The organism is Hymenobacter armeniacus (assembly GCF_014699055.1).
Lineage (GTDB): Bacteria > Bacteroidota > Bacteroidia > Cytophagales > Hymenobacteraceae > Hymenobacter > Hymenobacter armeniacus.
The window spans coordinates 466,557-479,584 of record NZ_JACXAC010000004.1; the positions used below are offsets into that span (position 1 = coordinate 466,557).

Annotated in this window: 8 protein-coding genes; 4 read left to right on the forward strand and 4 right to left on the reverse strand. The window is 62.5% G+C overall.

Annotated elements, in window-relative coordinates; all coding sequences use genetic code 11:
- Complete coding sequence (locus IC234_RS13420) at positions 1–1,053, forward strand: sugar phosphate isomerase/epimerase family protein (protein WP_190925428.1); 1,053 nt, start codon at positions 1–3, stop codon at positions 1,051–1,053.
- A gap of 49 nt (positions 1,054–1,102) precedes the next feature.
- On the opposite strand, the gene gloA2 is transcribed toward IC234_RS13420, so the two are convergent.
- Entirely contained in the window at positions 1,103–1,492 is a 390-nt protein-coding gene (gene gloA2, locus IC234_RS13425; RefSeq protein ID WP_190925430.1) for an SMU1112c/YaeR family gloxylase I-like metalloprotein, read from the reverse strand.
- A 289-nt stretch (positions 1,493–1,781) separates the two neighbouring features.
- On the opposite strand from gloA2, the gene IC234_RS13430 reads away from it, so the two are divergent.
- The 3 genes from IC234_RS13430 (at position 1,782) to IC234_RS13440 (ending at position 7,414) form a co-directional block, all read left to right on the forward strand.
- Positions 1,782–4,610 (forward strand): substrate-binding domain-containing protein, encoded by a 2,829-nt coding sequence (locus IC234_RS13430; RefSeq protein WP_190925432.1) that lies wholly within the window; start codon positions 1,782–1,784, stop codon positions 4,608–4,610.
- 273 nt (positions 4,611–4,883) lie between these two features.
- Positions 4,884–6,089, forward strand: a complete 1,206-nt coding sequence (locus IC234_RS13435) for an alginate lyase family protein (protein ID WP_223827671.1) — start codon at positions 4,884–4,886, stop codon at positions 6,087–6,089.
- Positions 6,090–6,226: 137 nt separating this feature from the next.
- Positions 6,227–7,414, forward strand: a complete 1,188-nt coding sequence (locus tag IC234_RS13440) for a glycoside hydrolase family 88 protein (RefSeq protein ID WP_190925437.1) — start codon at positions 6,227–6,229, stop codon at positions 7,412–7,414.
- Between the two features lie 174 nt (positions 7,415–7,588).
- On the opposite strand, the gene IC234_RS13445 is transcribed toward IC234_RS13440, so the two are convergent.
- The 3 genes from IC234_RS13445 to IC234_RS13455 all read right to left on the reverse strand — a co-directional run bounded on the left by IC234_RS13445 (position 7,589) and on the right by IC234_RS13455 (position 12,835).
- Positions 7,589–7,960 carry a DUF3592 domain-containing protein gene (locus IC234_RS13445; protein ID WP_190925439.1) on the reverse strand — a complete coding sequence of 124 codons (372 nt, stop codon included), beginning with the start codon at positions 7,958–7,960 and terminating at the stop codon, positions 7,589–7,591.
- A gap of 193 nt (positions 7,961–8,153) precedes the next feature.
- On the reverse strand, positions 8,154–9,593 hold the full coding sequence (locus tag IC234_RS13450; RefSeq protein WP_190925441.1) for a RagB/SusD family nutrient uptake outer membrane protein: 1,440 nt from the start codon (positions 9,591–9,593) through the stop codon (positions 8,154–8,156).
- Positions 9,594–9,613: 20 nt separating this feature from the next.
- Positions 9,614–12,835 carry a SusC/RagA family TonB-linked outer membrane protein gene (locus IC234_RS13455; RefSeq protein WP_190925443.1) on the reverse strand — a complete coding sequence of 1,074 codons (3,222 nt, stop codon included), beginning with the start codon at positions 12,833–12,835 and terminating at the stop codon, positions 9,614–9,616.
- Positions 12,836–13,028: the final 193 nt, after the last annotated feature.

The window sequence follows — 13,028 nt, forward strand, 5'->3', positions numbered from 1 at the left end:
ATGAAAACCATCAAAGGCCCCGCCATTTTCCTGGCTCAGTTCATTAGCGACGAGGCCCCGTTCAATAGCCTTGAAAGCATCTGTGCCTGGGCCGCCGGTCTGGGATTTAAAGGCGTGCAGCTGCCCACGCTGGATAGCCGGTTCATCGACCTGCAAAAAGCCGCCGAAAGCCAGACCTACGCCGACGAAATCAAGGGCATTGTGAACGCGGCCGGGCTGGAAATCACGGAGCTGTCCACGCATTTGCAGGGGCAGCTCGTGGCCGTCAACCCAGTGTATGACCAGCTCTTCGACGGCTTTGCGCCCGCGGCGTACCGCAACAACCCCCGGGCTCGCCAGCAGTGGGCCGTGCAGCAGCTCAAGTACGCAGCGCAGGCGTCGAAGAACTTAGGCTTGAACGCCCACGTCACCTTCAGCGGGGCGCTGCTCTGGCCCATGGTGTACCCGTGGCCCCAGCGCCCGGCCGGCTTGGTGGAGGCCGGTTTCACGGAGCTGGCCCGGCGCTGGACGCCCATTCTGAACGTGTTTGATGCGTGCGGGGTGGACTTGTGCTACGAGGTGCACCCCGGCGAAGACCTGCACGACGGCAGCAGCTACGAGCTGTTTCTGGACAAAGTGGGCCAGCACCCGCGGGCCTGCCTGCTCTACGACCCCTCGCATTTCGTGCTGCAATGCCTCGACTACTTGGCCTACCTTGACATCTACCACGACCGCATCCGGATGTTCCACGTCAAGGACGCGGAGTTTAACCCCACGGGCCGGCAGGGCGTGTACGGCGGCTACCAGAACTGGATAGACCGGGCCGGCCGCTTCCGCTCGCTCGGCGACGGGCAGGTCGATTTCAAAGCCATTTTCAGCAAGATGGCGCAGTACGACTTCCCCGGCTGGGCCGTGCTGGAGTGGGAATGCGCCCTCAAGCACCCCGAGGACGGCGCCCGCGAAGGCGCCGCATTCATCCGCGACCACATCATCCGGGTCACCGATAAGGCCTTCGACGACTTCGCCGCATCCGGCCGCGATGCCGCGCTAAACGACACGGTTTTGGGTATCTAGCCCTGCCCACGCGGAGGTGAGGACGCTGGCGGGCCTGATGCGGCGGCTACTACACCTCGTAGAATTCCAGCGGCAAGCCGTCGGGGTCGGCAAAGAAGGTGAAGCGGCGGCCCGTCAGTTCGTCGACGCGCATGGGCTCGCAGGGCACCGCGTGTTGCTCCAGCCACTGCATGGCGGCCGGCAGGTCGGCCACGGCGAAGGCGAGGTGGCGCAGGCCAGCGGCTTCGGGGTAGCTGGGGCGCGGCGGCGGACTGGGGAACGAGAACAGCTCGATGAGGTAGTGGCCCCGCACGGCCAGGTCCAGCTTGTAGGAATTTCGCTCGACTCGGTGGGTTTCGGCCAGCACCTCTAGCCCCAGAATGGTGGTGTAAAAGTGTTTCGAAACGGCGTAGTCGGCGCAGATGATGGCGACGTGGTGCAGGCCAAGGATGGGGGGCATAGGGCTGGGAAGGCGGTGTAGGAAGGCTCAAAGAACCGCCCTGGTCGGCGCTTATCCGAATAGAGACAGAAAAATTTACTCAGCATGACGTTCTGGTTTTTGCCGAATCCAAACACGCCCTACGCCGGAGTGGCTGAGCGGGTAAGGCTGGTTTCGATGGACGACTATTCTGCTGTGTATATTTGAAAGGTTGCGCCTTCCATCCCACCCTGGGCCCAATCTTTATATCCTTGTGATTACAAAACTATTTTCTCGCGCCTCCGCGTGCCTGGCGCCTGTTTTTCTGCTGTTGAGTGCCTGCAGCGGGCCCGCGGCGCGCCCGCCGTACCGCATCGGATTTTCGCAGTGCAGCACCAGCGGCACTTGGCGGCAAGCGGTGCTCGCCGGCATGGAGCGGGAACTGAGTTTCCATCCCGAAATGCAGCTGCGCATGCTGGACGCGCACGACAACAGCCAGCGGCAGCAGGAGCAAATCCGGGAATTGGTGCGCGGCGGCATCGACCTGCTCATCGTGTCGCCCCAAGAGGCGGGGCCCGTGACGCCGGCCGTGGAAGAAGCCTACCAGCGCGGCATTCCGGTGGTGCTGCTCGACCGGCGCATTACCTCCGAGCAGTACACCGCTTTTGTGGGCGGCAACAACCTCGAAGTGGGGCAGACGGCGGCGCGCTACGCGGCCCGTTTGCTGAAAGAGCACGGGAATGTGTTGGAGATTCTGGGCGGCGTGAATGCCTCGACCACGGCCAACCGGCACCTGGGCTTTGCACAGGGCCTAGCGGCGTTTCCCAACATGCATTTGGCCGCGCAGGTGAAGGGCAATTGGGACCGCACCGCCCTGCAGCCCTTGCTCACGGCGGCATTGAAAGCACATCCGGAGGTGTCAATCATTTATGCGCACAACGACGAAATGGGCCTCGGCGCGGCGGCGGTGCTGCGGAAACTTGGCCTTACCAAAAAGGTGCGCATCATCGGCGTAGACGGGCTGGAACCGGGCTTGGTGCAACAGCGCGCGCTCACGGCCTCGCTGCTGTACCCGCCGGCCGGCGAGGACGCCATCCGCACGGCCGTGAAAATTCTCGCCCATCAGCCCTTCAAGCGAGAAACCATCTTGGGTACGATGGTCATCGACTCGACCAACGCGGTGACCATGCGGCAGCAGATTGATAAGATGGTGAGCCAGCAGCGCGACATTGAGCGGCAGCAGGGCCTGATGCAGCACCTGCTGGCGACTTACGCCACGCAGCAAACGGCGCTGTACGGGCTGCTGGCCTCGCTGCTGGGGGCGCTGGCGCTGGGCGCGGTGGCCTGGCGCTCGGCCCGCAAAAACCGCCAGATTAACCGCCAGCTAGGCCTGCAAAACGCAGAAAACGACAAAATCAATCGCGAGCTGGCCAGCCGCAACGCCGAGTACGACCGCATCAACCACGAGCTGATTCGGCAGAACGAGGAAAACGACCGCATCAACCGGCAGCTGCTGCAGCAGAACGAGGAAATCAGCGCCCAGCGCAACCAATTGGAAGTGCTGGCCGAACAGTCGCGCGCCGACACCGAAGCCAAGCTGCGCTTCTTCACCAACTTTTCGCACGAATTGCGCACGCCGCTTACCCTCATTATGGGGCCAGTGGAAGAACTGCTCACCAGCGGCCCCGACCTGACGGGCAGCCAGCGGCAGGACCTGACCCTGGTGCGCCGCAACACCCAGCGGTTGCTGCAACTGGTGAACCAGCTGCTGGATTTTCGGAAAATCGAAGTCGGCAAAATGGCCGTGCGCGCCACGGAAGGCGACTTGGTGGCCTTCGTGCGCGAGATTGTGGAAGTGTTTGAAAAGCCGGCCCGCCTGCGCGGCGTGGACCTGCGCCTGCTGAGCGCGGAACCGAAATTAACCGCGTGGTTCGACGGCAACTTGCTGGACAAGGTGTTCTTCAACTTGTTGTCGAACGCCGTCAAATTCACGCCCGACCAGGGCACCATTACCATCAGCGTGCAGCCGGCCGACGGCGGCCGGGCCCTGCAGGTGAGCATCGCCGACACGGGCCGCGGCATCAGCGAGCAGGACCAGGCCCACATCTTCGAGTGGTTTTACCAAGGCAGCCAAGGAACCGTGGCCAAAGGCTCGGGCATTGGCCTGGCGCTGGCGCACGGGCTGGTGCGCCTGCACCAAGGACAGTTGACGTTCAGTAGCTTGCCGGGCCGGGGCAGCATCTTCACCGTGACAGTGCCACGGGAGCTGCCTGCAGAATTGCGCGCCGATAATCCCGCCGACAACAGCGCAGAGCTCTCGGCGGCCGTGCTGAACGCGTCCGAAGAGGTTTTGCTTGACTTGGGCCCGGAAGCAACGGCCGCCGCCAAGGCGGAAAGCGACACGCTGGTGCTCGTCATCGAAGACAACCAGGAAGTAAACGATTTTCTGACCCGCAAGCTGGGCGGCAATTTCCGGGTGCAGAGCGCCGCCGATGGCCACACGGGCTTGCGAATGGCCACCGACCTGATTCCGGACCTGGTAGTGTGCGACGTGATGATGCCCGGTTTGAGCGGCCTGGAAGTGGTGGCCCAGTTGCGGGCCGACTGGCGCACCTCCCACATCCCGGTGGTGCTGCTCACGGCCCGCGGCGCTGCCGAGCAGCAGGTGGAAGGCGTGCAGGCCGGCGCCGACCTCTACCTCACCAAACCCTTCAACCCGACCTTTCTGCTCGAAAGCGTGCGCACGCTGCTGGCCAACCGGGCCCGCCAGCGCGCCCACTTCCGCCGCGAGTTCCGGCTAGACGAAGCCGCGCCCACGCCCGACCAGAAATTCGTGGCCGACCTCACGGCCACCGTGCAAACCCACTTGAGCGACACCAACCTCGGCGTGGAAGACGTGGCCCGCTACCTGGGCCTGACGCGCATGCAGCTCTACCGCAAGGTGAAGGCCGTGCTGGGCACCGGGGTCATCGAATTCATCCAAGGCCAGCGCCTGGACAAGGCCGGCGAGCTCCTGCTCGACGACTCGCGCTCCATCACGGACGTTGCGTATGAGCTGGGCTTCTCTACGCCGTCGTACTTCTCCAGCAGCTTCCGGGCGCGCTACCAGCTGTCGCCCTCGGAGTACCGCGCCCGGCACGTGCCGCATTTGAAGGGGTAGCAGGGGCGGGGCAAGCCCTGCCGGATATGACCCCGCTCCCACATCGTTCGGACGATAAACCCGCACTAAAAGGATTGTGACAGACGTGCACTAAAAATGAAACCGAGTCCTCACGGGGCTCGGTTTTTTATTTTTTATCCCTTTCATTTTCAGGCAACAACAGAAAATGTGTTGGGTGAACACGCGCTGTTAAAAATGAGAAAGGGTGCCTGGTTTTAGGCACTGAACTTTGCATTGCTTCGACTCAATGGACTGTTTACAACTCCTGTTTTTATGATGCGCAAATTGCTGGTTCGGTGCGGAGTGGCGGTCTTGGTTGTGGGCTTGGGGACGGTTGAGGCCCGCGCGCAGAAGGGCGGCCGTCCGGCGTTTATTCTGCTCGACGGCGCCCAGATGGCCGCTTACAAAGCGGCTTACCAGAAAGGCAGCCCGGCCGAAACCAAACAGGTGCAGGCCGCCGTGGCCGATGCCCAAAAGGCCCTGACGCACGGCCCGTACACCATCGTCAACAAAACGCAGACGCCCCCCACCGGCAACAAGCACGACTACATGTCGCAGGCGCCTTACAGCTGGCCCGACCCCGCCAAACCCGACGGCAAGCCCTACATCAACCGCGACGGCCTGCGCAACCCCGAAGCGGCTGCTTTCACCGACGAGGACCACATGCTGGACATGACCAGCGACGTGAAAAAGCTGGCCGTGGCCTACTACTTCACCGGCAAGGAGGAATACGCCGCCCAGGCCGCTAGGCAGTTGCGCGGGTTTTTCCTAGACCCGGCCACGCGCATGAATCCCAACCTGAACTTTGCGCAGGCCATTCCGGGCCTGTACACGGGCCGCTGCTACGGCATGATTGAAACCCGCAACCTCGTGGAAATTCCCGATGCGCTGGCTTTGATGAGCGCCAGCAAAAGCATTGATACCAAGCTGGTGAGCGGCTTGCAGGACTGGTTCCGGCAATTCACCAATTGGGCTCAGACCAGCCCGCTGGGCTCGGCCGAAGGCAGGGTGGAGAACAACCACGGCACCTTCTGGGACTCGGAGGTGGTGGATTTTGCCCTCTTCACCGGCGACGACGCCTTGGCCCGCAAGGTGCTCGAAACCCAGACCAAGGCGCGCATTGCCACGCAGCTGCAGCCCGACGGCGCCCAGCCCCTGGAGCTGGCCCGCACCCGCCCCTGGAACTACGTGACCATGAACATGCTGGGCTGGGTGCGCCTGGCCCGCTTAGGCGAAAGAGTGAACATCGACCTCTGGAACTACGCCCTGCCCGACGGCCGCGGCCTGCACGCCGGCGTGGCCTGGCTGAAGCCCTATTTGCTAAAAGAGAAGCAAATGGAACGCGCCGACGTGGCGCCCATCAGCAACCACACCGCGTTGCTGCTCTACGACAAGGCCGGCCAACATTACCCTGATTTGGCCGCCGACAAGGTCTTCGCGCTGTATCCGGACCACGTGCGGCGCCCCTGGACCTTGTAGCGAAGCGGCCCTGGAGGTTTCGCGGTGGGACGAAGATGCCCCAGGGCCGCCGAGCTAAAAATTGCACCAATCCATCCGTCGGGGCCGCCAGTGGCCGCGCGGCTCCCCTTGCCACCTTTCCAGACTACCCCTTTCCCATGACCGCACCGCGCCCGACGCTGCTGCTCCTGCTCGCGCTGGCGGGCCCCGCGGCGGCCCAGAAATCCCCTGATATTCCCGTTGGCCAGGTAGTGGCTTTGGCCGAGGCGCAGTACGCCGCCTTCCTGCGGCAGTACCCCGACAGCACGCAGCAGCCCCGCACCACCAAGCCCGACGGCTCGCTGCAGCTCACCAACTCGCGCAACTGGACCAGCGGTTTTTTCGCCGGCAACCTCTGGCAGCTGGCTCGCTTCATGGGCAAGGACAGCTGGCGCCGCCGCGCCGCCGCCCGCACCGAAACGCTGGAAGCCGAGAAATTCACCACCGACAACCATGACCTGGGCTTTATCCTAAATAACTCCTTCGGGCAAGGCTACGCGCAGACGCAGACGCCGAAATACCGCGAGGTGCTACTGCAGGGCGCGACCACCCTCTCGCGCCGCTTCAGCCCGACGGTGGGCGCCATCCGGTCGTGGGACTTTGCGCCGTTTACCTATCCGGTCATCGTGGACAACCTGATGAACCTGGACTTTCTGTTTTCGGCCAGCAAGCTTAGCGGCGATACCACCTTTGCCCACATCGCCAAAACCCACGCCAACACCGACCTGAAAAACCGCTTCCGCAAGGATTACAGCACGTTTCACGTCCTCGACTTCGACCCGAGCACCGGCCAGATGCGCAAGGCCATGACGCACCAAGGCTACTCGGACCAGTCGTGCTGGGCGCGCGGGCAGGCCTGGGCCATCTACGGCTACGCCATGCTCTACCGCAACACCCGCGACCAGCGCTACCTGGCCGCCGCCCAGCACGCGGCCGACTACTTCCTCAAGCAAACCAACCGCATTCCCGACCACATTCCCTACTGGGATTTTAACGCGCCCGACATCCCCAACGCGACGCGCGACGCCTCGGCGGCGGCCATCGCCGCCTCAGGCCTGCTGGAGCTGAGTAAGTACGCCAAGAGCCCCAAAAAGTATTACCAAGGCGCCACCGGCCTGCTCAGCAGCCTCTGCACGCCGCAGTACCTGGCCACGGCCGGTACCAACAACTTCTTCTTGCTGAAGCACGCCACCGGCTACAAGCCCGCCAACTCGGAAGTGGACGTGCCGCTGGTGTACGCCGACTACTACCTGCTCGAAGCCCTCTGGCGCTACCAGAACTACAACCAGTTTCTGGCGCTGCTGTAGCTGAAAAGTGATGTCTGAACAGTCGCCATTCAGCAGGGCTGTCAATCATTTGGGAAGCGTCTTGTGCTAAAAAATCAAGCCGCGTAGCGGTGACAGATTCGTCCTTCGTTTCTGTCACCGCTGCGCGACTTTTTAGCTTCTGGCATAGTTGCTCTTAATCCCCAAGCTGGCTGATTATGTTATTACCCAGAATATCATGCCCCCGGCTACTGCGAAGAAAAAAAGAAATAGCACGGCAGATACTTCGTAGCCGTCAATGGCAAAGCGCGGCGGTTTGCTTGCCGCGTAGCGCAACGCCACTTGCTCCCCCACGCGGAAATACTTGCCGGCTTCTTCGGTGCCATACATACTCTTCGCCTCAATGCGCACGCCTTCACGCGTTGTAAAGGCCACCACCGGTTTGTAGGTGACCCCATCCCCATTGGCTGTGCGTTCCAAGGCCACAATGATTCCCGTTGTGGCAACGCCCCAATAGCGCAAGTAAAACGACCGAATGGCCGCCCAAACAAATAACGCGATGAAAGCACCACCGACTAAGTAGTCCACAGTTCAAAGATAAATTCTTTCACCTTGCCTTATGCATACTGAGGAGTTGGCCAGTTGTCAGGGCGTCATTCCCCAGCAGAGTTGCCTCGGCGGTGTTCGGCAGGGTAATATTTTGAACTGTTTAAAAAAGAATTGGGGAGGCAACTGGTCAGAACCAGCCCCCTCCCCAATTCTTTTACAATCACGCTCCTTCTTAATACCCCGGGTTCTGCGTCAGCTTGCTGTTGAGCAACACTTCGACCTGCGGAATGGGAAACAGCTCCTTGGTCACGCTGGGGGCCATGGTGCCGTTGGCCGCGTCGAGGGTGGCGTACTTGGTTTTGAAGGCCAGCATGGTGCTAGTGGCCTTGCCCCAGCGGATGAGGTCGTGCCAGCGGTGGCCTTCAAAGCAGAGCTCCACGCGGCGCTCCTGCTCGATGGCCAGCTGCGTGTCGGCGGTGGTGAGGGTGAGGGGCTTGGCGGCCAGACCGGCGCGGGTGCGCACGCGGTTGATTTGCGGGATGGCCAGGGCGGTTTTGCCGTTGTTGTTCAGCGCTTCGGCGTACATCAGCACGACGTCGGCCAGGCGCAGGACGGGCCAGTCGTTGTCGCCCTCGTTGGCGGCCAGCACGTTGTACACGAACTTCTTGGCGTAGTAGTCGGTGGCATTGCCGGTGCCGGAGGCGACGAGAAAAGCCGCCTTGCGCTGGTCGCCGGCCTCGAAGGCATCGTTCAGGTCCTTGGTGCCGAGGTTGGTGCTGCCAGCCACCACGGTGGTCACGTTGGCGTTGGCGGGGGCGAAGTTGTAAGCGAATGAGTTGCCCTCGCCGTTGCCGGAGCTGAAATACTGGCAGGCGAAGATGATTTCGGCGTTGTTGTCCTTGCCCACGCCAAACACGTTGTTCACATCGGGCAGCAGTTGGTACTGCGTCAGCGCCACCACTTCGGCCAGCTTGGCTTCGGCTTCGGGCCACTTTTTCTCCTGTAAGTACACCTTGCCCAGCAGGGCCTTGGCGGCGCCGCTGGTGGCGCGGCCCACGTTGGCGCCGGTGTAGGAGAGGGGCAGGGACGCTTCGGCGTCGGCGAGGTCTTTTTCAATTTGGGCGTACACCTGGGCGGCGGGCGTGCGCACCAAGTCCAGCGCCTCGGCCTGGCTCTTGAGCTCGGTGAGCACCAGCGGCACATCGCCGAAGAAGCGCACCAGGTTGAAGTACATCAGGGCGCGCAGGAACTTGGCCTGGCCCACCAGCTGGGTTTTGTTCACCGGGTTGGCGTAGCTCACGTCGTCGGCGTGGCCCAGCGTCACGTTGGCCCCGGCGATGACGGTGTAGTGCTGGTTCCAGGCGCCGGAGATGTTGTTGTTGTTCACCAGCCAGGTCAGCTTGTCGAAGGGGCCGTACGTTACCTCGCTGGAGTTGATGCTGCGGGTGTTATCGGAAGGCAGCTCGGTGAACTGGAAGTAGCCGTTGTACACGTTGCGCATGGAGCCGTAGGTGCCCGTGAGGGCGGCCTGCAGGTCGGCTTCGGTCTTGTAAAAGCCGCTCACCGGAATGATGTCCTGGGGCGTGAGGTTCACAAAGTCTTTGCAGCCGTAGCTGCTCACCGTGAGGCCGGACAACAGCAAGGCACGGAGGATAAGCGTGGTGGGTTTCATGATATTCAAAAGTCGACAGATTAAAAACCAACCGTGAGGCCGCCCGTGAACACTCGGATACCGGGGTAGCTGCTTTGGTCGAGGCCAGGCGTGATGAGCGAGCCGCCGTTGATGCTCGTTTCGGGGTCGTAGCCGGGGTAGCGGGTGAAGGTGAACAGGTTCTGCCCGGTGGCGTACAGGCGCAGGCTCTGCAGCTTCACGCGTTTGAGCAGGGTGGCCGGCACCGTGTAGCCCACCGTCAGGTTGCGCACCCGCAGAAACGAGCCGTCGTACACCTGCCGGTCGGTCAGCTGGGTACCGGGGTTGTAGCCGCCGGCGGCGATGCGCGGCCAGCGTGTTTCTACGTCGGGGGCGTCGGGGCTCCAGGTGTTTTTGTAGAACTCGCGGGTGATGTTGGTGCCGTTGCTGGCCAGCGTGTAAAACTGGCGGATGTTGCCCTGAATGATGTCGCGGCCCTGCACGCCCTGCAGGCTGAGGCTCAAGTCGAACGCCTTGTAGGTGAAGGTCTGGTTGAGGCCGTAGAGGAAATCGGGCACGCCCTTGCCGATTTTCACCCGGTCGCTTTCGTTGATGATGCCGTCGCCGTTCTGGTCCTTGATAATCCAGTTGCCGAGGCCCCGGATGCCGGCGTAGGGGTAGGCGTCAAGGTCTGCCTGGTTTTTGTACACGCCGAGCACCTGAAAGCCGTACATGTTGCCCAGCGGCTCGCCCACAATCAACTGGTAGGAGTTGTTCCAGCCAAACACCGACGCCTCGGGCGGCAGCGAGGTCACCCCGCCCAGGTCGAGCACCTTGGTGCGGTTACCGGAAATGTTGCCGTTGATGGTCCAGCGCACCGGGCCCAGGTTGACGGTGGTGCCGAGGGCCAGCTCCAGGCCGCGGTTGCGCAGCCCGCCGATGTTGGTGCGGTACGAAGTGGCGAAGCCAAACGCGCCGGGCAAGGTCTGGTTCAGCAGCATGCCGGTGGTTTCGCGGTTATAGTAGTCCAGCGTCAGCGTGATTTTATCGCCAAAGAAGCCGGCGTCGATGCCCAAATCGGTCTGCTGGTTTTTCTCCCAGGTCAGGTTGGGGTTGCCCAGGCCGCGTTGGATGTAGCCGTACGTCCGCACGCCGCTGAAGCTGTAGTTGCTGCCGGCCATGGTGTTCAGGTAGTTGAACGAGCCGATGTTGGCATTCCCCGTCTGCCCGATGCTGGCCCGGAATTTCAACTCGTTCATCACCGGCTTGATGCCCTGCCAGAACCCTTCCTCGCTCACGCGCCAGCCCAGCGACGCCGACGGAAACACGGCATAGGGGTTGTTCGGCCCGAAGCGCGATGAGCCATCGGTGCGCAGCGCCGCCGACAACAGGTACTTCTTCTTGAAATCGTACGTCAAACGTCCACCGTAGCTCCGAAAGGCGTTTTGGTCGTAGGTCAACTCACCAATCCGGTCGGGCGAACCCAACGGGTTTTCGAGCAAATTCGTGGTGACGGTGCCCGGCCGCGCGGAAGTGGCCGTGTTGCGGGCCCGAAACTTCTGCAGCGAAAACAGTCCCAGCAATCCAAAATGGTGGTCGCCCACCTGCTTGTCGTAGGTGGCCGTGTTTTCCCACAGGAAGTCAATTGCCTGGTTCGAGCTTTCGCGGGCATACACTGAGCTCAGCACCGGTGTAGAAAGGTTGGCACCGCGGGCTGCTTCCGAGGCCATGGTGGCCGGAATATAGGCCGACTGATTGTCGGTGGTGAGGGTGCCGCCGCCGGCCGTTTTTAGGCGCAGCCCCGGCAGCGGCGACCATTCCAGGAAGGTGTTGGCAAACACCCGGTAGCTGGTGAACGTGTTCTGGTTCAGGTCCACCGTTTGGCGGGGGTTGAAGACGTTGTCGGTATAGAATTTCGTGTTGTTGGCGCCAATGACCTGGTTGACGGGCGTGCCGTAGTCGCCGTTGGCGATGAACACGGGCAGCGCGGGCGACTGCAGCAAGGCCAGCGAGGTGGCGTTGGGCACGGCCCGGGTGCCGTTGTTGGCCGAGCCGCCCGACTGGTTGTAGGCCCCGTTGGCCGCCTGCCGGTCCTGAATGCCCAGCGACGGCGCCACCGACACCCCAATTTTCAGCTTGGAGGTAAGGTTGGCGTCCAGGTTGAAGCGCAGGTTGAACCGGTCGTACGACGAACCCAACAGCACGCCGTCCTGCTTAAAATAGGCCCCGGAAACGTTGAAGCGGGCCTTTTCCGTGCCACCCGAAGCGGTCAGCTGCACGTTGCGAATCACGGCGTCGCGGTAGATTTCGTCTTGCCAATCGGTATCGGGCAGGCTGCCGGGGTCGTTCAAAAAAACAGGAGGCAGCGCGCCCGGCGCGTTGGGGAAGGCCGCTTGCCGCGCCCGGTCCTTCTGCCAGTCGATGTATTCGTCGCGGTGCAGCACGTCCAGCTTTTTGGAGATGCGCTGAATGCCCGTGTAGCTCGACAGCGCGAAGCGCGTCTGGCCCGACTTGCCGCGCTTCGTGGTCACAATCACCACGCCGTTGGCCGCCCGCGACCCGTAGATAGCCGTTGAAGCGGCATCTTTCAGCACCGAGATGTTGTCGATGTCGTTGGGGTTGATGAGGTTAAATTGGGCCGCGTCCTGCAGCGGGTAGCCATCCACCACGTACAGTGGGTCGGAGGACGTGCCCAGCGAGGTGCCGCCCCGGATGACGATGGTCGGCGGGGCGCCCGGCGCCCCGCCCTGGTCCGATTGCACGGCCACGCCCGGCGCCAGCGCCGCCAGCGCCTCGCCCGGCGTGGCCACGGTCTGCCGGCCAATGGCCTCGCCGTCGATTTGCGTCACGGCCGACGTCAGCGTTTTCTGCGACTGCTCGCCGTAGGCAATCACCACCACTTCGTTGAGCTTCTGCGCGTCCTCGCGCAAGGTCACGCTGATGTCGGTGCGGCCGCCCACCGGCACGTCCTGCGGCGCAAACCCGATGTAGCTGATGCTCAGCACCGGGTTGGTCACGGTGCTGGGGATGGTGAGGGCAAAGGTGCCGTCGCTGCCCGTGGAGGCGCCGATGGTGGTGCCCTTCACCACCACGGTCACGCCGGGCAGGGCGCTGCCTTTGTCATCTACCACGCGGCCTTTCACGGTGATGTCGGCCAGCACAGTGGCCGAGACGGGGCTGGCGGCGGAGGCCGGGTTGGCGGCCAGTGCCGCGCCCGCCACGGGCAGCAGCAGCAGCGAAGCAGCCGCCCCACGCAAGCGAGCAGACGGTAAAAAATGATTCATATGCGAAATGAGAATGGGTGGGATTGCAAAAAAAAGACGACTGAAACCGGCACTAGCTCAACCACGAAAACCACGGTTTCCAAGGCCACTGCGGAATGGAAAAGCAGCTCTTGCAGCAGCTGGCTTTTCCATTCCTTCAGCGTGTTCAATGAGGAGTTAGCGTATCAAAGGTCCATGGTGAAATCCCCATTCT